25 protein-coding genes and 1 tRNA gene are annotated in these 19,937 nt (G+C 61.4%); 10 read left to right on the top strand and 16 right to left on the bottom strand.

Translation table 11 applies throughout. The features are described from left to right. Positions 1-76 precede the first annotated feature (76 nt). Together HMPREF9695_RS11110 and HMPREF9695_RS11115 are read right to left on the bottom strand one after the other, a co-directional pair. The gene (locus tag HMPREF9695_RS11110) at positions 77-931 is read right to left on the bottom strand and encodes an alpha/beta fold hydrolase (RefSeq protein ID WP_006020952.1); all 855 of its coding nucleotides are present in this window, start codon (positions 929-931) and stop codon (positions 77-79) included. A gap of 329 nt (positions 932-1,260) precedes the next feature. Next, positions 1,261-2,181 (bottom strand): division plane positioning ATPase MipZ, encoded by a 921-nt coding sequence (locus tag HMPREF9695_RS11115; RefSeq protein ID WP_006020953.1) that lies wholly within the window; start codon positions 2,179-2,181, stop codon positions 1,261-1,263. 186 nt (positions 2,182-2,367) lie between these two features. On the opposite strand from HMPREF9695_RS11115, the gene panC reads away from it, so the two are divergent. Continuing rightward, the gene (gene panC / locus HMPREF9695_RS11120) at positions 2,368-3,219 is read left to right on the top strand and encodes a pantoate--beta-alanine ligase (protein ID WP_006020954.1); all 852 of its coding nucleotides are present in this window, start codon (positions 2,368-2,370) and stop codon (positions 3,217-3,219) included. A 1-nt stretch (position 3,220) separates the two neighbouring features. Here the strand turns inward: panC and HMPREF9695_RS11125 are convergent, their stop codons facing one another. The 5 genes from HMPREF9695_RS11125 to HMPREF9695_RS11145 form a co-directional block, all read right to left on the bottom strand. After that, a complete protein-coding gene (locus HMPREF9695_RS11125) occupies positions 3,221-3,658 on the bottom strand; it encodes a DUF1489 family protein (RefSeq protein WP_006020955.1) in 438 nt (145 codons plus the stop codon). A gap of 56 nt (positions 3,659-3,714) precedes the next feature. Then, complete coding sequence (locus HMPREF9695_RS11130; protein WP_006020956.1) at positions 3,715-4,692, bottom strand: hypothetical protein; 978 nt, start codon at positions 4,690-4,692, stop codon at positions 3,715-3,717. Positions 4,693-4,762: 70 nt separating this feature from the next. After that, positions 4,763-4,954, bottom strand: coding sequence for a hypothetical protein (locus HMPREF9695_RS11135; RefSeq protein WP_006020957.1), 192 nt, complete (start codon positions 4,952-4,954; stop codon positions 4,763-4,765). Between the two features lie 283 nt (positions 4,955-5,237). Then, a complete protein-coding gene (locus tag HMPREF9695_RS11140) occupies positions 5,238-5,603 on the bottom strand; it encodes a YidB family protein (protein WP_006020958.1) in 366 nt (121 codons plus the stop codon). 15 nt (positions 5,604-5,618) lie between these two features. After that, positions 5,619-6,275 (bottom strand): glutathione S-transferase family protein, encoded by a 657-nt coding sequence (locus HMPREF9695_RS11145; RefSeq protein WP_006020959.1) that lies wholly within the window; start codon positions 6,273-6,275, stop codon positions 5,619-5,621. Between the two features lie 140 nt (positions 6,276-6,415). On the opposite strand from HMPREF9695_RS11145, the gene HMPREF9695_RS11150 reads away from it, so the two are divergent. Next, positions 6,416-7,096, top strand: a complete 681-nt coding sequence (locus tag HMPREF9695_RS11150; RefSeq protein ID WP_006020960.1) for a DUF599 domain-containing protein — start codon at positions 6,416-6,418, stop codon at positions 7,094-7,096. A 47-nt stretch (positions 7,097-7,143) separates the two neighbouring features. After that, a complete protein-coding gene (locus HMPREF9695_RS11155; RefSeq protein ID WP_024921500.1) occupies positions 7,144-7,419 on the top strand; it encodes a DUF3253 domain-containing protein in 276 nt (91 codons plus the stop codon). A 72-nt stretch (positions 7,420-7,491) separates the two neighbouring features. Here the strand turns inward: HMPREF9695_RS11155 and HMPREF9695_RS11160 are convergent, their stop codons facing one another. The 5 genes from HMPREF9695_RS11160 to mgtE form a co-directional block, all read right to left on the bottom strand. Then, positions 7,492-8,298 (bottom strand): YdcF family protein, encoded by an 807-nt coding sequence (locus HMPREF9695_RS11160; protein WP_006020963.1) that lies wholly within the window; start codon positions 8,296-8,298, stop codon positions 7,492-7,494. A 44-nt stretch (positions 8,299-8,342) separates the two neighbouring features. Then, positions 8,343-9,161, bottom strand: a complete 819-nt coding sequence (locus tag HMPREF9695_RS11165; protein ID WP_006020964.1) for an aldo/keto reductase — start codon at positions 9,159-9,161, stop codon at positions 8,343-8,345. A gap of 103 nt (positions 9,162-9,264) precedes the next feature. Continuing rightward, complete coding sequence (locus tag HMPREF9695_RS11170; protein WP_006020965.1) at positions 9,265-9,579, bottom strand: helix-turn-helix domain-containing protein; 315 nt, start codon at positions 9,577-9,579, stop codon at positions 9,265-9,267. A 103-nt stretch (positions 9,580-9,682) separates the two neighbouring features. Beyond that, on the bottom strand, positions 9,683-10,147 hold the full coding sequence (locus HMPREF9695_RS11175; protein WP_006020966.1) for a hypothetical protein: 465 nt from the start codon (positions 10,145-10,147) through the stop codon (positions 9,683-9,685). Positions 10,148-10,528: 381 nt separating this feature from the next. Continuing rightward, positions 10,529-11,959 (bottom strand): magnesium transporter, encoded by a 1,431-nt coding sequence (gene mgtE, locus HMPREF9695_RS11180; RefSeq protein ID WP_006020967.1) that lies wholly within the window; start codon positions 11,957-11,959, stop codon positions 10,529-10,531. Positions 11,960-12,087: 128 nt separating this feature from the next. Between mgtE and HMPREF9695_RS11185 the strand changes: the two genes are divergently transcribed. The 5 genes from HMPREF9695_RS11185 to HMPREF9695_RS26355 all read left to right on the top strand — a co-directional run bounded on the left by HMPREF9695_RS11185 (position 12,088) and on the right by HMPREF9695_RS26355 (position 15,494). Next, positions 12,088-12,867, top strand: coding sequence for a polysaccharide deacetylase family protein (locus HMPREF9695_RS11185; RefSeq protein WP_041711697.1), 780 nt, complete (start codon positions 12,088-12,090; stop codon positions 12,865-12,867). Between the two features lie 76 nt (positions 12,868-12,943). After that, on the top strand, positions 12,944-14,110 hold the full coding sequence (locus tag HMPREF9695_RS11190) for a polysaccharide deacetylase family protein (protein WP_006020970.1): 1,167 nt from the start codon (positions 12,944-12,946) through the stop codon (positions 14,108-14,110). A gap of 113 nt (positions 14,111-14,223) precedes the next feature. Then, positions 14,224-14,994, top strand: a complete 771-nt coding sequence (locus tag HMPREF9695_RS11195) for an exodeoxyribonuclease III (protein WP_006020971.1) — start codon at positions 14,224-14,226, stop codon at positions 14,992-14,994. Positions 14,995-15,128: 134 nt separating this feature from the next. After that, a complete protein-coding gene (locus HMPREF9695_RS11200) occupies positions 15,129-15,341 on the top strand; it encodes a hypothetical protein (RefSeq protein WP_244434521.1) in 213 nt (70 codons plus the stop codon). Between the two features lie 15 nt (positions 15,342-15,356). Next, entirely contained in the window at positions 15,357-15,494 is a 138-nt protein-coding gene (locus HMPREF9695_RS26355; RefSeq protein ID WP_157223929.1) for a hypothetical protein, read from the top strand. A gap of 157 nt (positions 15,495-15,651) precedes the next feature. Here HMPREF9695_RS26355 and HMPREF9695_RS11205 read toward each other — a convergent pair. Together HMPREF9695_RS11205 and HMPREF9695_RS11210 are read right to left on the bottom strand one after the other, a co-directional pair. Further along, positions 15,652-15,736 (bottom strand) — tRNA-Leu (locus HMPREF9695_RS11205). A 109-nt stretch (positions 15,737-15,845) separates the two neighbouring features. After that, positions 15,846-16,109: a FliM/FliN family flagellar motor switch protein gene (locus tag HMPREF9695_RS11210; protein ID WP_006020974.1), complete on the bottom strand. Its 264-nt coding sequence runs from the start codon at positions 16,107-16,109 to the stop codon at positions 15,846-15,848. Positions 16,110-16,147: 38 nt separating this feature from the next. Between HMPREF9695_RS11210 and lipB the strand changes: the two genes are divergently transcribed. Both lipB and HMPREF9695_RS11220 read left to right on the top strand, forming a co-directional pair. After that, complete coding sequence (gene lipB / locus HMPREF9695_RS11215) at positions 16,148-16,855, top strand: lipoyl(octanoyl) transferase LipB (RefSeq protein ID WP_041711699.1); 708 nt, start codon at positions 16,148-16,150, stop codon at positions 16,853-16,855. Between the two features lie 181 nt (positions 16,856-17,036). After that, a complete protein-coding gene (locus HMPREF9695_RS11220) occupies positions 17,037-18,632 on the top strand; it encodes a GNAT family N-acetyltransferase (protein ID WP_245258744.1) in 1,596 nt (531 codons plus the stop codon). Between the two features lie 120 nt (positions 18,633-18,752). On the opposite strand, the gene HMPREF9695_RS11225 is transcribed toward HMPREF9695_RS11220, so the two are convergent. Further along, positions 18,753-19,052, bottom strand: a complete 300-nt coding sequence (locus HMPREF9695_RS11225) for an acylphosphatase (protein WP_006020977.1) — start codon at positions 19,050-19,052, stop codon at positions 18,753-18,755. Between the two features lie 17 nt (positions 19,053-19,069). Next, a complete protein-coding gene (locus HMPREF9695_RS11230) occupies positions 19,070-19,936 on the bottom strand; it encodes an isocitrate lyase/PEP mutase family protein (protein ID WP_006020978.1) in 867 nt (288 codons plus the stop codon). Between the last annotated feature and the right edge of the window lies 1 nt (position 19,937).

The following is a 19,937-nucleotide window of genomic DNA, read 5'->3' on the forward strand; positions in this document are numbered from 1 at the left end:
TGCAGTGGGATTATCTCACGCAAACGTGCGATGCGCCGAGGTAAGTCCGGCGACACCAACCGTGATCGCAACTTAGTTAGTTAATGGGCGGGGCAACCTGCGCCACGGAGTCAGGCTTCGGCATGGAGATCTTCTTGGTCGTGTCGACCGGCGCGAGCTTGCTATTGTCTTCGGCAAGGAACTTGTCGAGAACGCCCTGAATCGACGTCTTCACGTTATCAGGCCCACGATCACTCATGTCGGTATGCTGGAAGCCCGTGTTGACTACGGTGATCCCGGACTGATCGCACGTATCATCATCCGGCACGACGCCAGGATCGGCCTTAAACACGGGGTCTTTCGAACGGAACGACAGGATCTTGAATTTGCCTTCGGTGAGGAACGGCACGCGAAGATTATCCAGCGTGACAATCTTTCTCACGTTCTCCGGATGCATTTTGGCGAAGTACATCGAGATGTCGCCGCCGTTGGAATGTCCAACCAGCGTGAGACGATCGTAATCTGCGTTGGGCTGGATTTTCCGCATCTGGTCGACTGCGAATTCGATGTTCGCCACGCCGCGCTGATAGACCGGCAGGCGTCCGACATAGAGTTCGCCAACCTTGGTGACCAACGGGGCATCGGTCGCCAGATCATGCTGAATGCTGGTTACGAAATATCCGCGAGCCGCAAGCACGTTAGCGAGGAAAGAGTATTCTGTGAATTTTACGGTATTGCCGTGATTCACGACGGCCACCGGCAAAGTGAGCATGCCGGCATTCGCCTGCATTTCCTTGTCACGGCGCACGGCAATCGCGACATCGACCTGACGATTACGCGCGGCATCGTAGAACGTCAGAGTCTCGTGACGGATCGCCCATTTGCTCGCGGTGAAATACGCGACAACGACGATCGCAAACAGACCAAGCAGGATGAAAATTCCGCGCTTCATCACGTCCTCGAATTGTCAGGTGCCAGTCGGAATTTCGTCCAGACCGCCCTTCACGACACAGTGTTTTAGAATCCTTGTCACTTGTCCAGTTAGATGATGACAGACTAGCGACAAACCAACTTAATTCCACGTCATGTCTCTGACAGAGACCAATAAATTGTGCGATGCATCAAACGTGCCACCGGCAGCCAAACGCGCCGCTTGGTCTACCGCAGGTAAATAACAACCGCCTATTCGTCGATACGTTCGAATTTTGCAATAAAAATTCGCTCTTTTAGCTATGGAACTGCTCCGGGAACGCAAAGGAACCCGGCAGTTCAGCCTTAAATTTAGGCCGTAAGCCCATGATTTTCGAGAGGGCGGTCGACCTGGGCGAACCATTCAGCACGGGTCGCGGCCCGGCGGCGGCCTCGCTCGTCGAGCGGGAGCTTCAGGTGACGCAACAGGCCGGTCACCTCCTCGCGGGCAGTCACATGGGCCATGTTCGGGCGGGTGCCCAAGGTCGCCTCGTCCAGATCGTCGAGGGCCGTCAGGCCCCGCGGGAAGAACTCGCGGTAAACCACACGTTCGGCGAACCCGTCCACGGGGCGGAAACCGAGCCGGAACGAGAGCTGGTCGAGCCCTTCAGCGATCAACTGCTTGTTGCGCGATCCCAGCATCGAGAGCCGGTTCCGGACGACAATCCAGTCGGTGGTGGCGCCGTCGAGATCGCGGCGCTGCTTGCGCGCAACCTTCACCATGGTCGCGTAGTGGCTTTCCCCGATCACCGAATAGGTCGCCGGGTCCACTGAGCCGAGAACATCGAAATCGAGGAAGCTGTCGTTGATCGGCGTGACCAGCGTATCGGCCATCGAGTGCGCCAGGCGCATCAGGTAGCTGTCGGTCCCCGGCGTATCGATAACGATGAAGTCGTAGGTTCGCTCCACCGCGCTGACGGCGGCGGAGAACTGCTCGAACTCGGACATCTCGTTCTCGCCGATCTGCATGCTGGAGCCCAAGGCAACACAGCAGTGGTGCGGCAATTCGAGGGAGAGCCCGGTGCGCTGGGCCCACGCCCGGCGATTCTCGATGTAACGGGTGAAGCTCTTCTGGCGCGAGTCGAGGTCGATCGTGGCAACGCGCTGCCCGGCTTTGAGCAAGGCAACGGCGACGTGAAGCGCGGTGGTGGACTTGCCCGACCCGCCCTTCTCGTTGCCCAGCACGACGACATGCGCCGACCCGGACTGCCCCTGACTCGCCTGCAAAAGCATGCAAAAACCCCTGTGGATATCTTCAGCCAAGTCCAGAAAGAATCAAGTGAAATTCGATTGGCTCATACTTCATGATGAATCGCCGTGCAGTCTGCACGAAGACGACGGGCGGTCGTTGGCTCGCAGCACCACCTTTGTTAAGACTAGCGCCCACCCGACAATCACCCGTTGCACACACCGGCACGAATGACCCGCTCCCCCATCATCGCACGTTCGCTTTCATCCCTTCATCGCGCGCGCACTGAACTCTGCAAACGCAATTCCAAGCTCGCGCTTGTGCCGACCATGGGTGCGCTCCATGACGGCCATGTGTCGCTGGTTCGTCTTGCCAAACGTCGTGCACAGAAGGTCGCCGTATCGATCTTCGTGAACCCCACGCAGTTCGCCGCGCACGAAGATCTCGGCTCCTATCCCCGCACATGGAAGGAGGATCTCGCACGCCTCAAGGCAGAGGGTGTCGACCTGATCTGGAATCCGGATGTGAAGACGATGTATCCGGACGGCTTCGCAACCAGGGTTGCGCCCGAGGGACCGGCACTTGCAGGGCTAGAAGATAAATTCCGCCCGCACTTCTTCGGCGGCGTAGCGACCGTCGTCGCCAAGCTGTTCACACAGGTGCGCCCCGACATGGCGCTGTTCGGCGAGAAGGATTTCCAGCAGCTCAAGGTCGTCACGCGCATGGCGCGCGATCTTGATCTGGGGGTGAAGGTTATCGGCGGCGCAATCATCCGCGAGCGCGACGGCCTCGCGATGTCGTCGCGCAACGTCTACCTGTCACCCGCCCAGCGCAGCACGGCGCCTGTTCTGTTTCGCACGCTCAAGGACACGGCGAAGCGGATGCGCGACGGCGATAACTTCAAGGCCGCGTTGTCCGACGGCGCCGATCTCATCCGTCAGGCTGGCTTTGCCCTCGACTATCTCGAGGCGCGGCACGCCGAAACGCTTGCCCCTATCGCGTCTTTGAACGATGGACCGGTGCGGCTGCTGGTCGCCGCGAAAATCGGAACCACGCGGCTGATCGACAACATCAAGGCTTAGGCTAAAGAAGACCCAGCTCGCGCAATTCGCGCCGCATCGGTTCGGGCATCGCGGCGACGCTGGCAGCGGCCTTGCCGAGATCCGGCGGCGCGCTTTTCGGATCGAGATAACGCCAGCCCTGGAACGGCCGCATCGGCCGCGGCGCTACAGCAATCAGCTTTGGCTCCATCACGAGGCGGCATCGTCCGATGCCATCCTTGTCGCGAAACGGCTCGATGCCGAGAATTCTCTCGCGCGCGGCGATCTCGCCTTTGATGACCCAGTAGATCGATCCGCCGTCGAGAAGTTCGTCAACGCGTTTGGGAGACATCCGGGTGACGTGGATGTGGCGCGGGGGCAGGCCCTTCGCCTTGGCCTGCTTCACGCGTTCGGCAATCCAGCCCCGAAGATCCTTGATGGAGGTGGCACCGACGCTGAGCTTGACGAGATGAAGCGGCATATTCGGAAATCGCCAGCGCGACGCGGAGCATCGCGCTTCAAATGGAGGAAGAGCGATCAGTTATCATCGCTCTCTTTGGGAGGCGCAAGCTGCACGGGCGCTTGTGCACGCGATTTCTGTGGCGCAGGCGCAGGTGCGGCCTTCTTCGCGGCGGCCGGTGCCGGCTGCGGATTGATCACCGCGCCAGGCACGTTACGGGCCGCCGGCGCGGCCGCTGGTTCCGACGAGCGCTGTGATGATGCCTGGGCGCCCTGCGCAGCCGGCTCAGGCGACATGATGTTGATCGGAGGGATCGACGCCGCACTCGGGAAATCACCCGACACCGGCCGTCCCGGCGGCGGCACGGTGCCAAGCGCCGCGACGGGGGGTGCTGCGCTCGCGGTAACCGGCGGAGCGTTCCACGCGGCAGCGTAGCGGCCGACAAAGCCGTCGTAGAGATTTTCGCTCATGTTCGACGAAATCTGCCCCGAATTGGTCAGCGACTGGAAGAACGGGCACGGCGCCGAGAGCGAACACCCCTCGCGCGTCTTGAGCACCTGAGCGACCAGTCCGTAACGATCGCGTTCGATCGCCCGCCGCAGAGCGTTGAGTTCGGGTGTCATGACCTTGTTGGCAGCAGCGACATTGCCAAACGCGGCAAGACGGGTGATCTGCGCGGCGGTATAGGACACGCCGGCCGCAACGGAATCGGCTGACGCAAACAACGCCTTTTCGCAGGCGGCCTCGACGCTCTCTCCGGCAAGCCCGTCGAGACAGGCCAGCGCCGGAAGAGAAGCCCCGGATTGAACGGAAGATCTGGAATCCCCGGACGAGCCGCCGGCCACACCGGACGCGCGGATCATCGTGGTGACCGCAATGCCGATGGCCAGAAGCGTGATAACGGTCAGCGCGCCGTTCGCAACCGATCGCTCAGCACGAAACAGCGTGACCAGAAGGATAATCGCAAAGAAGCCCGCTGCGGCAATGGTCAGCCACATCGGCAAGCTTTGCGAATTCCAAAAGTTCTCGATCGACGTGGCCAAAGCCCGGTTCATGCAAGGTCCCCTTCACAACGAACCAGACCAAGCGCTGTAACCGCGGCGAAATTCCGTCAAGCCGAAATTGTCAGGCGACGGCGAGCTGGCTTTCCTTGGCCACACGCTCGAAGGCTTCGGTCGAACTCTTGATACGATACTGGCAGTCGTCACCGTCTGTCGGCAGAAGGCGGATCACCTCGTAGGTTCCGCTGGCGGCTGGCCGCGCCACATTGCTTGCCGTGAAATAGACAGTCTCTCCAACAATGTATTTGTGCTTCAACACCCTGCTCCATCACGCGATACGCGCATTTTGGCGGCCTGCCGTTGTCCGGCAAAGCCAGTTTGACGCCCAGCAGAGGTATAGCACGCAGAGCCCCCATTTGCCAGACAAACCAGCACATGGGTAATGACGAAATAACTTCTATTTATCAGTGTCTTGAAGGCCTTTCGAGGGCCTTGCGCCCGCGGCAAGGCAGGGTCCAGCCGCGTGCAACGCCGCAATTTCGCCTTATCTGCGCGACGGAACGATTCCCCGGCAAGTTCAGTGCGTTAACGGGATAATCTTAGGCGCTCTCCGGCAACGCTCCTTCAGGACTTGCCCGATCGACTGCTCCCGGCAAAACCTGCGCGAGAACCGTGGAGAGCTGATCCACCGGAATCCCGAAACGGGTCGCAAGCTGCCTGACCACATCGTTGCCTAGCACCTGCTGGAGCTGCTGCGCGCTCACCGGCAGGTTCTGGCCGGTGCCGATCCAGGACTTCACCTGCTCGCCAAGTCCGGCCTGCTCGAGCCTGGCCACAATCGCTGACAACCCGCCCTGATTACCGCTGCCGAGCACTTCGCTGAGGACAGCCGGAATGACGGCTGAGTCCAGTTCGCTCGCCGCTCTCGCCGCCATCACGCTGGTCAGCATGTCGAGAATTCCCATGATGTAGTCCCCGGTTCAATCGATCTCGAATCTTTCGATAAGCAGCGTCTCGGCCAGAGCCGCATCGCTCCATTCCCGGAAAGCTGCATTCGCCTGCATCGTTTCCATATAGTCGCGCACCGGCGGCGTTACATTGATGGCATAGGTCCGGAACCGATGGACAACCGGCGCGTACATCGCATCCGCACCGCTGAAGGCGCCGAACAGATATGGCCCCTGCCCGCCGTACCGGGCCCGGCATTCGGTCCAGATCTGCTGGATGCGCGCGATGTTCGCCCTGGCATCGTCGGAGAGCGGCTTTGAGCGGATCGGACGATGAATGTTCATGCCGCATTCGTTGCGAAGCGCCATGAAGCCGGAATGCATCTCTGCCGAGATCGAGCGTGCATGAGCACGCGCCACGACGTCCTGCGGCCACAGACGCGCATCCGGAAATCGCTCGGCGGCGTATTCGATGATCGCCAGCGAATCCCAGACCGTGATGTCGCCGTCGACCAGCGCCGGAACCTTGCCCGACCGGGTGACATCCAGAATGCGCTGCTTGTCCGCATCACCGGTGTAGAGCGGAATGACGATCTCGTCGAAGGAGATTCCCGTCCCTTTCAGGGCCATCCACGGCCGCATCGACCATGAGGAATAGTTCTTGTTCCCGATAACGAGCGTCAAAGCCATCGATTGAGTTCTCCCTGCAGAGTCGACCTTGCCACGCCCGGCGCGCGGCACGCAACCAGCCCCCGGAAAACGTCAAAACTGCTTCGCAGCGGCTGGCTTCCTGTCTATCGTGACAGGCATCATTCAGAAGGCATCGAATCGTGAACCTGTTTGCAACTGCCGACCTCGTGGCGATCGCGTTCTTCGTCCTGGCTTGGATGGTCTACGCGGTCACGCTTGAACGCACCGCGCATGGACGCAACAGCCTGAACGCCCGCATGAGCATCTATCGCGAGGTGTGGGTCCGGCGCATCCTCGATCGCGAAGCGCGGATGGTCGACATGCAGATCATGGCCTCCCTGCAGAATGGCACAGCCTTCTTTGCATCGACCACGTTGCTGGCGATCGGCGGCGGACTGACGTTGCTGCGATCGACCGAAGAAGCCATGTCGGTGCTCGCCACGCTCCCGCTGGGCATCCGAAGCTCTCCTGCGCTGTGGGAGATCAAATGCGTCGGGCTGATCGTGATCTTCGTCTATGCGTTTTTCAAATTCTCATGGGCCTATCGCCTGTTCAACTACGTCGCTATCCTGCTCGGGGCGATGCCCTTTGCCGAGAAGCGCGACACGCCCGAAGCGCAATCACATGTGATGCGAACCACAAAGCTGTTCCAGTCGGCGGGACGGCACTTCAATCGCGGCCAACGCGCGTTCCTGTTCGCGCTGGGCTATCTCGGCTGGTTCATCAGTCCATGGGTCCTGATCGCAACCACGTTGGCCATCGTGGTCGTGATCTGGCGCCGCCAGTTCGATTCCGACGCCTATCGCGCGATGTCGAAATAGCACCCTGCGCGCTTGCCGCGCGGGTTCGGATGCGTCATGGCATGGTCATGAACCATTCCGATTCGAAAGCTCTCGATAGCCTGTCGCTCGACGACGCCATTCTCGGCGTGCTGGCGCGCGCCGAGGCAAAGACTCTCAGCGCGCCGGAGATCGCTCACGCCATTGCGGCCGGCGACGACTGGCATGGGCTGCTGGTGCCGATCAGAAGGTCCGCTGTGGCCCTCGCACAGGCAGGCCGCCTTGTGATCTACCGCAAGGGCAAACCCGCCGACCCGAATGATTTTCGCGGCGTCTATCGCCTCGGCCTGCCGCGGCACGATTAAACATGGGCATGACCTGATCCGAAAACCGGCGCCGCCTCGGGTCAAGCCCGATGGCATGCTGCGGGATCAGGCCTAGTTAATCTTGCGCGGTCCGGGAAAAAACTCGCTGCTGCGCCCCGTCGCCCAATAGGCGATCAGCCCGATCCACTCATGAACGGCGACGTCGGTACGCGCCAGGCCGGCGCTCAATGCCGTAAACGGCATCGTCGCATCGTTCCAGCCGCGCGTGCGCCAATCCACCGGATAGGCTTCGACCTCGAAGCCGGCCTTGCGAAACACACCAATGGAGCGCGGCATGTGAAATGCCGATGTCACAAGCAGCCATCGCTCGCCCGGCTTTGGTGAAACCAGCTTCCGCGTGAACTCCGCATTCTCGGCAGTGGTACGAGAATCCCCTTCCAGCACAATGCGCGAAGCCGGTGTTCCGAAGTCCTGTAACAGATCGCCCGCGATCGGCGCCTCCGATACCGGCTCCTGAATCAGGTTCGCGCTGCCGCCACTGAAGACAATACGCGCTTGCGGATAGCGACGGGCCAATTGCAGCATTGCAATGATGCGCTCGGCCGCCGCGTCCATTTCCAGCGAGCCCCGCGCCTGACTGCGCTCAGGATCGATGGAGCCGCCAAGAACGATAATCCCGTCCGGCGTGCGGCCCGCCGCGCTCCACGCCGGGAAGCGTTCGGTCAGGGGCAGCAGCAGTAGATTGCCGAGCGACGAATAGCCGAAGACCAGCATAAAAATGACGCCGAGTCCGAGAAGGCGCGACCCCGCCTTGCGGAAACGCGTCAGCAGCAGCAGCGCGCCGAGCGCGCAAAGCATTGCGACCGCGTTGGACGGGACGACGAAGAAGCCAAGTATCTTGGAGACGGCGAAGAACATGCCAGCCCTGAATGGGCGATCCCCGCGGCAAGATCAAGCCGCACTCAATCCCATTTGGGGGCAAAACCGAAATCTGTGATGCGGCCGCCGCGCGTCCCCATTGCGAAGATATCGGTCATTTCGTCGTCAGTCAGATTGAAATCGAAGATGTCGAGATTTTCGGACAGGCGCTCGACCTTGGATGTGCGCGGGATAGCCACCACGTCCTGCTGGATCAGCCAGCGCAAACAGACCTGCGCCGCGCTCTTGCGGTATCGCGCGCCGATCCGGTTCAGCGCTTCCGCATTCTTAACGCGCCCCTTAGCGACCGGACTGTACGCGACCAGCGCCAGCCCGTTGGCATGACACGCCGCAAGCACCTTGTTCTGGTCGAGATACGGATGATACTCGACCTGATTGCAAACCAGCGGCGCCGCAGCTTTCGTCACAGCCTCCTCGATCAGCGCCACGGTGAAATTTGACACTCCGATGTGACGTGTGAGACCCAGCTTCCGGGCCTCCACAAGCCCGCCCAGCGTTTCTTCCAGCGGCACCTGCGGATTGGGCCAGTGCAGCAGAAGCAGATCGACTTCGGTCATGCGCAGGCGCGCGAGGCTTTCCTTGGTCGAGCGCAACAGATCGTTCGGCGCAAAATGGGTGGTCCAGACTTTCGTGGTGACAAAGACGTCGGCGCGCTTGATGCCGGAGGCGCGCACGCCCTCACCGACTTCGCGCTCGTTCTCGTAAATCTGCGCTGTATCGATATGGCGATAGCCAAGCCGAAGCGCCTGCTCGACGATACGCGCACAGGCACGATCGCGTAGTTCCCAGGTTCCCAGACCTATCGCCGGAATGTTGGCGCCGTTCGCTTCAACGGTGTGCATCGCATGCCTCAGCGTCGTTCCATGCCGGAAGGCTCACCATCTTGCGCCGCGCATGCCGCATTGCCAAGAACGCTGCATGGCGAAACATTAACGTCATGCCCGATCAAGGCCGACGCGCAAGTGCCGCGAAAACCATATCGGGCTCGTGAGCGATCACGGTCAGCAGCGCGCGCGCCGGACCACGCGGTGAACGCTTGCCCTGCTCCCAGTTGCGTATGGTCTCGAGAGGAACGCCGAGGCGTGATGCAAATTCGGCCTGCGTCAGTTTTGCGCGAAGGCGCAGATCACGCACGACCGGCGCTGTGTTGGCTCTACGTGATGGCGCGCTGCCGCCGGGCATGCCAGGCACGAGCGGAGCTTCCCGCCCGTCCAGCACCTCCACAATCCGTCCATCTGCCTTCAGCCGTAGCCGCTGCATGTGACACCTCCGCAGACCGGAGGGTCAACCCAACATGGTTAATCGACGGTTAACAGAAAGCTCCGTCCGGAAAGCCGATGTTCCCGGACGGTTGTCGTTCAGGTTATCGCATGCGCGCGTTGGCTTCGCGCCACGAACGGCGTCCGCCACCATGAGCGAAGCGAAGGCCCATCTCACGGCCGCCCGCATCGTCATAGGAAATGTGGATGTGCTGCACGCGCCCGGAATCGGTCGAGTAGCCGCCGCTCCAGCCCTTGAGCTGCGCATAGATGCAGCCATAGGGACCACGCACGTCCACGGCCTTGCCCTGCGCATGGAGCGACATCCGGCGCGTTCCTGCGATGCGCGTGTGGCGAATGCCCGAGATTGCCTGCGTTCCCGGACACGCTGCCTGAATCGATGCCAGCTTGGCGGCCAGCGGACCGACCAGACCGGCGGAATATCCTTCCGATGCATAGGACGCGCGCTCGGCGACCGCACGCGGTGCCGGTTCAAAGTTGCGCTGAGCGCGTTCAAGCGCCCGCTGTTGCCGCCTGCTCAGCCGAGGCGTCGCCGCTGGCTGCATCATGGAAAATGCGGGCTCCACTCGACGCTGACCGCGCTGACGCGCGTGAACAGGATTGTCGACTCCGATGCATGGCATCGTGATGTTGCATTCTGGTGCGACGGCCTGTGCACGAACACGCGCTTCGGCCATCGAGGACAACGCACAAAGCGCCGCCACGGCGGTGACTGTTCTAATCAAAATTTTAGCTCCGGATGATTTTGGCGTGATGGACGGTCGCGTGCGACAACGTCACGTTCGCCTAAGATTCTAAGAGGCCGCCAAAACATCGATGTTTTGCGGCATGCGATGATTTGGTTTTATTGCGGCAGGTGGCGAGAATGAGGCGCTGGTGTGCCCATAGACCCATGCAAACGCAAGGAACCCATGTCGAAACGGGCAGCGTTAACTTTTGAGTCCGAACCAGAGCGTCGCGATACCAAGAAACGCGAAGAAACCGACGATGTCGGTGACCGTCGTCACAAATGTGCCTGACGCAACGGCTGGATCGGCGCGCAGGCGCTGAAGCGCCATCGGAATGAGAATGCCGCCGAGCGCGCCGGCGACGAGATTGCAGATCATCGCGAGCCCGATAACGATGCCAAGGCCCGAAGTCTTGAACCACACCGCAGCGGCCACGCCGGTGATAGCCGCGAATGCCAGCCCATTCACCAGACCGACGAGACCTTCACGCATGACAACGCGCCAGGCATTGTTTGAGCCGAGTTCGCGCGTCGCCAGTGCGCGCACTGCGACCGTCATGGTCTGAGTGGCCGCGTTTCCGCCCTGACTGGCCACGATCGGCGCCAGCACCGCCAACGCGACCATCTTCTGCAATTCGCCTTCGAACAGGCCGAGCACCCCCGACGCAAGAAACGCCGTCGCCAGATTGACCAGCAGCCAGTTGAACCGGCTCTTGGCGATGGTCCACACCGAGTCCGACAGCTCTTCGTCACGGGCGACGCCGCCGAGAGCCTTGATGTTTTCGTCGGCCTCCTCCTCGATCACGTCGACGACGTCGTCGATGGTGATAACGCCAACGAGATGATCCTCGCTGTCGGTCACCGGCGCGGCGACAAGATTGTACTTGCCGAACATCCGCGCGACTTCCGCGATGTCCTCGTGATCTGAAACCCGCCGGCGGTCCTCGTCGACCAGATCCATGATCGGCCCCGGCCGCCGCGCGCGCAGCAACGCATCGAGAGGCACCGCGCCTTTCAGGCGCTTGTCCCTGTCGACCACGTAAATCTCGTAGAACCGGTCCGGCAGTCCCGGCGTGTCCCGCATGTATTCGATGGCTTGCAGCGCGGTCCAGTTGTCCGGCACCGAAATGCACTCCGTCTGCATGCGGCGGCCGGCGGAATTTTCCGGGTAGTCTAGACTGCGTTCCAGCGCGACACGCTCGGATTGCGGCAGCTTCTCAAGGATCTCTTCCTTGTCTTCCTCGTCGAGGTCCTGAAGCAGTTCAACGGCGTCGTCGGAATCCAGTTCGCGAACGCCTTCGGCGACCGTTTCCGGCTCCAGCTCTTCGAGGATTTCCTCGCGAACCGTGTCGTCGACCTCGTTAAGCGCCGAGAAGTCGAAGGCCGCACCGGTCAGCTCCACCAGCCGCGGCCGCAGATCGGGCTCCAGCGCCTCGATCAGATCGCCGAGATCGGCCTCGTGGAGTTCTGCAACGATTTTCTGAAGAAATGCGGAATCGCCTTGTTGAACCGCATCCGCAATCATCCCGACGAACCGGGGACGAATTTCGCCGTCTTCGTCCCTCATGGGATATTGGTCCAGCACGGAATCGTGAGCGGCATTCGCCTCGGCAAGGTCTTGTTGATCGGCCATGCCGTGCCTCACTGGTTCAATGGAGGTCTGCTGATTTGCGTGTGCGTTTCAGGCAATACCCAATCGACACCGCCGGGCGCAATGCTAAATGTGCGGCGCGCGAAATCCGCGCGTCCGGGAATTCTGTCATGACCGTGTTAAAGGCCGCACTGCTCGCTTTAGTCGCGTCGGTTTCAGCAGCCAACGCTGCGGACTGCCCGCGTAAGGATGCGCTCGGCACCTCGCGTGTCATGACGGTCGATCCGCAGGCATTTCCCCGCGTCGGGCTGAAGAGCTTCCCGCAAACCCTGCCGCTGGCGGACAAGGAAGTCGTCCTGACGTTCGACGACGGCCCCTTCCCGCCGACCACGACGAAAGTTCTGGCCACGCTGGCCGCTGAATGCGTTCAGGCGACATTTTTTCTGGTCGGCAGGAATGCCGAAGCCAATCCGGGAATGGTCAAGAAAATCGCTGCGGAAGGCCATACCATCGGCCACCACACCTGGTCGCATCGCTGGCTGGACAAGATTAGCCAGCCGCAGGCGATCGAGGAAATCGATCGCGGGATCGTTGCCGACGAGAAGGCTTTACACGGTAAGGCAACTTCCGTCCCGACGACGCCTTTCTTCCGCTTTCCCGGCTTCGCGTCGACACCCGCCCTGCTGAGCGGCCTTCAGTCGCGCGGGATCGCGGTTCTCGGCGCCGACTTCTGGGCCAGCGACTGGGAGCCGATGACCCCGGAGCAGCAGTTGAACCTCATTACCGAACGGCTCGACAAGGCGGGGAAGGGAATCATTCTTTTCCACGACACCAAGGCACAGACCGCCAAAATGTTGCCCGCGTTTTTGCAGTACCTCCGGCGCAACGGCTACAAGGTCGTTCATCTCGTCCCGCCGCGGCCGGTCAAGAGTACGTTGAATGACCGTTAGGAATACCCGCCGAATTAAGCATGCGTTCAGAGGCCCGGCGGTAAGCAGGATGGTCTCGCGCCATCACGGATTGCCCATGCGCCGAACCGCAAGCGGAGCCTGTACCGCACTCCTCACAGCACTTGGCCTGTCCATGGCCACAGCCTCGTTCGGGGCCACCGTTGCTCAGGCCGCCGAATGCAAGGCGGACGCGCTCGGCACCTCGCGCACCATCGTTGTCGATCCGAAGGAGCATTCGCGGATCGGCACCATGCAGTACGGCGAGACTCTGCCGCTGGAAGATCATGAGGTGGTCCTGACCTTCGACGACGGCCCGCTGCCGGCTCACACCAACGCCATTCTCGACATCCTTGCCGCGCAATGCGTCAAGGCGACTTTCTTTCTGGTCGGCCGGATGGCGAAAGAATTTCCGCAGGACGTGCGCCGCATCCACGATGCCGGGCACACCATCGGCACCCACAGCGAGAACCATCCGACTTTCTTCGGCAAACTGCCACCGGAGCGTATGAGCGCTGAAATCGATGACGGCATAGCCCACGTCTCAGCCGCCCTCGCCGATCCTTCGCAGCTTGCCCCGTTCTTCCGGATTCCCGGCTTGCGCCGCGGCGATCTGCTCGAAGCCGAACTGGCCAAGCGCGGCCTGATGACCTGGAGTGCCGATTTCCCCGCTGACGACTGGCGGCATATTTCCTCAACGCAGGTCGTCAACTACGCGCTGTCGCGGCTCGAAGCCAAAGGCAAAGGCGTCCTGCTGCTGCACGACATTCAGGCGCGGACACAAGCCGCGCTGCCTGTGATCCTTCGCGAGTTGAAGACGCGCGGTTACCGCGTCGTCCACGTTGTTCCGGCAACGCCGGAACGGCCAAAGACCGTCACCGATCCCGCGCAATGGGTTCCGTACTGGATTCACGGCCCCAATATCGCGGCGAAGACTCCGAGCGGCTTTGTGTTCGGAGTGGCAGAAACACCGCTCCATGATGCTCCGCGGTCGGTGCGTTCGGTCTGGCTGGCGCAGCAGAAGATGGCCCCGCGGGCGTCCGTCCATATGTTGCAGCCATCCAACGCGCCGCTTTTGGGCAAGCCCGCACGCACGGACATTTCCGCCGCGGCGAGGCCGCGAAGCCTCGCACGCCTTCCGGGCAGTCATCCGGTCCGGGCAAGCGACGGAACATTCAAGCCCCTCACCGCGCCGATCAAAACCGGCAGCCGCACCGATGTGCCGGCCGGTCCGAATATCCGGTGAACAAAAACCGCCCGGCGAGCACTGGACGATTTGAGGCAGTATAGAGTTGTGCTTGGCAGCGATGGCCGAGGCTCCGAGGTGATGCCTCACGCGTCTCACGGGGACACTCGCCTTTGAAAATCGCGACCTTCAACATCAACAACGTCAACAAGCGGCTGCCGAACCTTCTCAGATGGCTGAAGCGGAGCAAGCCGGATGTAGTGTGTCTTCAGGAATTGAAATGTGCGCCCGCATCCTTTCCCGAAAAGGAGCTTCTGAAAGCTGGCTATTCAGCGATCTGGGAAAGCGAGACATCCTGGAACGGCGTTGCGATCCTTGCCAACGGCGCAATGCCGGTTGCGACAGCCCGGCGACTTCCCGGCGATCCGTCGGATCATCAGGCCCGCTACATCGAAGCGGCAATCAACGGCGTCCTCGTCGCCTGCATCTATCTGCCGAACGGCAATCCTCAACCCGGTCCAAAGTTCGACTACAAAATGGAATGGTTTTCGCGCCTCGCGAAACATGCAGCAAAGCTTCAGAAGCAAGGTCACCCGGTCATCCTGGCCGGTGACTACAATGTTGCTCCCAACGATCTGGATATCTACCCGACGAAGTCGTGGGCGAAGGATGCTCTCGTGCAGCCGGCGCCGAGAAAAGCGTTTGCCGCGCTGGTGGCAAAAGGCTGGACTGACTCCCTTCGTGAACTCTACGGCGACGAACGGGTCTATACGTTTTGGACCTATTGGCGAAACCGCTTCGAGCGCGACGACGGGCTTCGGCTGGATCACCTTTTGCTGAGCAAAAATCTGGCGCCCAAGCTGATCGAGGGCGGCGTCGATGCCGACGTTCGTGCAGAAGACGGCGCGAGCGATCACGCGCCTGCATGGATCAGACTTCGTTGACCTCCTGCTGTTCATCCACCGCGTAAGGGGTGTGCCCCATGGTTGAAGCCAAGGGAGCCCTTCCTACACGCCCGGATGGAACACCGCGGTCTCAACGCCGTTGTTCCTGCATGTCAGACGCAACCGACTATCTCATGGCTCATGCCAGAAAGACGATCCTGGAGGCCAGGCGCTTGCCGCCCGGTCCGCCAAAGTTCTGGCTGCGCCACATCGGCAGCGTCTATCACCTGCTCGCCAAGCAGGGCGCGTACACGAACATCGAATTTCTGGAAGATTACCGGGCCGCGCGGAAGGCAGAGGACGATCTGCGAAAGGTTACAGGGCCGTACTGGTCTAACCGCAGCTAACCACAGGGGCGTCAGATGAATGATCCAAAGAAGCCGGCAAAAGGCGAAGCAGGTGACGAGCCTGAAGAGATTTTGGATGAGCCTTGGGACCATCCTGACCAGGACCCTGACAGAGATCCCGATCTTGAAGACCTGAAGAAATCAGCCGAATAGGTCCGGGGATTTTAGGACGTGGTCGCATAGGGCGCGAAATGCGAGCGCCCGCGACGGCGGAACTCACGGGGCCGTCGACCGCATGCAAACCCGCGCCGCGCGTTCGCGAGGCCTCTGGGCCAGCAAGATCAGCCATTTCAATGGTTTGGCTATAGTATGGTGCGCTCGGAGGGACTCGAACCCCCACCCTGTTACGGACTGCCACCTCAAGGCAGCGCGTCTACCAATTCCGCCACGAGCGCTAGAAGATCGGCCCGGATTCGCACCCGGCGCGGATCAACGGCGCCCGTGTAACAAATCGAGATTAGGGGGACAAGGCCTAGGCCGATGGTTCGGCAAGGCTTTTCCCGACTATCTGTTATCGGGCGTCCGGGGCAACATCTGCTTGACTTCAACCGCGATGCGATTGCGGTTGACGACCACGACACCGCTGGCGATGGGCAGGTTGTTGGCGAGCACCTTGACCTCGTCCTGCTCGGTCGCGTCGAGTTCGATGATCGCGCCGCGGCTGAGCCGCATCACCTGATGGACGGGCATCGACGTGGTCCCCAGAACCACCATCAGATCCACCGAGACGTTATCGAGAGTTGCCACTTTGATTTGACACCCACACATGAATGATGGACGCAGATCAGCACGATTATGGTTACCCAATGGTTAATATGCTCCAGGAGCGCCGCGAAGACCTTGCTTTGACGTCGTTTTTCCCCCGCTCCGGCCCGCCCGCCGAGTGGCGGGTGGCGGATTCGCCGGTGGCCTATCAGGACGCTGTAGAGACCATGGAAAAGCGCGTTGCGGACATCGCCACCGGGAACGCGCCTGAGCTGGTCTGGCTGCTCGAACACCCCCCGCTCTACACATCCGGTACCAGCGCCAAGGCCGCGGACCTGCTCGATGCGCGATTTCCCGTGTTTGCAGCGGGGCGCGGCGGGCAGTTCACCTATCATGGCCCCGGCCAGCGGGTGGTCTATCTGATGCTCGATCTGAAGCGCCGCCGTCCCGACGTTCGTGCCTATGTCGCCAGCCTCGAGCAATTCACGATTCGCACCCTCGCCGCCTTTAACGTGCGCGGCGAGCGGCGCGAGGACCGTGTCGGCGTCTGGGTGGCGCGGCCCGAGAAAGGCCCAGCTTATGAAGACAAGATCGGCGCGATCGGCGTGCGCCTGAAGCGCTGGGTTTCATTGCATGGTATCTCGATCAACGTCGAGCCGGATCTCGCGCACTTTTCGGGCATCGTTCCCTGCGGCGTCGAAGACCACCGCTACGGCGTCACCAGCCTGGTCGATCTCGGCCTGCCAGTGACCATGGCCGATGTGGACGTGGCCCTGAAGCAGGCCTTCAGGGACGTCTTTGGCGCCTGAGGCAAACCGGGACAGCCTTGCCAAAAGCCGCCCTTCCGTGGCGTAATCGGGCCAGTCTTGGAATTTAAGCAAGGAATACGGTCAGAACAGCCTTCGCCTGCAGACACTTCTCATTCGTGCGCCAGCGCTCCCAGGAGCAAAGGTCAACGCCATGCATGTGGATGTGATCAAAAGCCGGGACATGTTGCTCCGCGTTCGGAGCAATTGGGAGGCTGTGTATCAGGCGGACCCCGAAGCGCAGCTCTACATGTCCTGGACATGGATTGCGGGGTGGTTTGAAAAGCTCGGCTGCCAGTGGATCGTCCTGGCCGCGAAAGCGGACGCCAATTCATCCGACTATGTCGGGTTCTTCCCGCTGCAACTGCGGACTGAACAACGGCGGGACGGCACGTTCCACAACGAACTGCGCACCGGCGGCGGCTATTTCGCCGGCTATACCGGCTTCATCTGCGATCCCAAGCTCGATCGGAGCATCATCCCCGCTTTCGCGGATCATACCAAGCGGCTGAACTGGGCAAGACTCCACCTGGAGAACATCTTCGCCTCGCCGGAACGGCTTGCCCTCTTCCTGAACGAATTTCCGTCATCCGACTTCGTCACGGAAAAGATCCAGCGCCCGGATGATGGCGACGGCATCGATCACGACATCTATGTCTATGTGAACCTGCCCGATAGCTGGGACGCTTTCCTGTACGAGCGGCTCGATACGAAAGCGCGGCGAAATGCACGCGCCGCATTGAGACAGGCTGAGGACGGCGAATACAAAATCACCACCCCCACCGCGGAGACGATCGAAGACGACATCGAGGCCCTTCTGAAGTTCTGGGAACTGCAATGGGCCGCCAAGCTCGCCGCGCGATACAATCCGCGGCTGCCCTACGGCATGATGAACAACTTCCGCAACATGCTGCGGTGCTGCTTCGCTGACAATGCGCTGTACCTGCCAATTCTCTGGCAGGGAGAAAACCGGGCCGGCATTCAGGCGAGCCTTATCGACTGGAAAAACCGCTCGCTGATCAGCCTGCTGAATGGACGCGATCTGAACGTGAAGCGCCCGCCTCCCGGTTTCGTTCTTCATCTGCAATGCGTCCGCTGGGGGATTGAGAACGGCTTCGCGGTCTACGATCTCCAGACCGGCGACTTCCCCTACAAGTACGACTTCGGCGGAATCGAGCGCCGGGTCGAATGCCTGCGCGTGAGCACGCGTGACCAGCGCAACCTTCGCGGCACACTCGAGCCTCTGACCTTATCGGTGGTTTTCGATCGCGCGTTGCGAATGAAAAAGGAAGGCAGCCTCGAGGGAGCAGCGCAGGCCTGCCGTCAGATTTTGGATGCCGACCCACGTCATGCCGACGCGGCGCAATTGCTGAAGAGCCTTGACGCCGAGCGGCGGCGCGCGGTGCCGGCCAATCTCGCCACGGCCAAGGGCTTCCATCAGCGCGGGCAGATTGCGGAAGCGGAAAGAGCCTATCGGGCGATCCTGGAAGCCGAGCCGAAACACGCCGATGCGATGTATCTCCTCGGCGTCGCCCTCCTCCAGCAGCACAAATACGAAGCTGCTGAACAGCAGCTCCGGCAAGCGATCGGCTTGCAGCCGGCCGTTGCAATACTTCACTACAACCGCGGTATCGCTCTTCAGCAGCTCGGGCGGCATCAGGAAGCGCTTTCAAGCTTCGATTCAGCCCTCGCGCTCAAGCCCGACTACAGTCTGGCCCTTGCCCAGCGGAACAGCATCTTAAAGACCGCTCCGCACATCGGCCTCGATCAAAGCCTCTGAAGCAGAGGGAGGCCTTCGAGGATTTTGCATCCCGAAGGCGCTCTCAGACCTGCGCAAATCAGGCCGCGGCACTGCGGGGCGCGGCCGCAAGCTTGCCTGCGATGTAACGGCGTTCCTGCGTCAGATCGTCGGCAGAATCGAGAACCGTTCACCCGGCGTGCGCAGGTTCAGCATGTCCTCACCGGCAGGCTCGTTATCGACCGCCGTTACGTGGGCCATGCCTGGCCCATGCCGGCATTTTTCGATCAGCGCCGCCACATCGGATTCGGAGCCGGACAGCACCGCTTCCACCGTGCCGTCCTTGCGGTTGCGCGCCCATCCCGCGAGCCCTCGCGCCACGGCCTCGCCCTCGATCCAGGCGCGGTATCCAACGCCCTGCACCTTCCCTCGAACGATGATGTGACGAATGACACCGCTCATCGCTTCGGCCTCGCGTTTTATTTCTTCAGTCCGAGGAAATCGTCGTTGCGAATTTTCACCTGGGCGCTGCGCATTACGCGGTTGGTGAGTTCCGCTGACGGCAGTCCCTTCAAATCCTTCGGAGCAACGCCATCGCGCAGCGCTTTCTGAGTCTCGTAAACAGCCTGCGTGGCCGCCGCGATCGGCTGGTGGCCCTGATTGGCGACACGCACGCGCTGGCTGGCAAGGAACGCCGTATCGGCGAGTTCGCCATCGGCGCTTCCCATGATGATCGGCAGCTTGGTCGCAGCCGCGATGGCCTGAAGTTCGGCGCGGGTTTTCAGACCGGTGAAAAACAGCGCATCGACGCCAGCGGTCTCATAGGCTCTCGCACGCGCCACCGTGTCGTCGATGCTGGTGATCGACGCGGCGCCGGTGCGGCCGACAATCACCAGCGACAGATCGGAGCGCCCGTCCAGCGCCGCCTTCATCTTGCCGACACCTTCCTCGATCGAGATCACCTGCGACTTGGCCTGCCCATAAGCCTGCGGCAGCAAGGTATCTTCGATGGTCAATCCGGCGGCGCCAGCTGCTTCAAGCTCCTGCACCGTGCGGCGGACGTTGAGCGCGTTGCCATAGCCATGATCGGCATCGACCAGCACGGGGATTTTCCCTGCGCGGCAAATGCGCCGCACCTGCTCGGCAAGCTCCGACAGTGTAATCAGCAGCAGATCGGGATCGCCGAGGATGGTCAGCGACGCAGCGGAGCCGCCGAGCAGTCCAAGCTCGAACCCGACGTCCTCGGCAATGCGCGCCGAGATCGGATCGTAGACCGAACCGGGACGTATGACCTCGCGGCCCGACAGGATGGCACGGAATGCTTCGCGCTTCTCCTGCGGGACCATT

Source organism: Afipia broomeae ATCC 49717 (assembly GCF_000314675.2).
Classification (GTDB): domain Bacteria; phylum Pseudomonadota; class Alphaproteobacteria; order Rhizobiales; family Xanthobacteraceae; genus Afipia; species Afipia broomeae.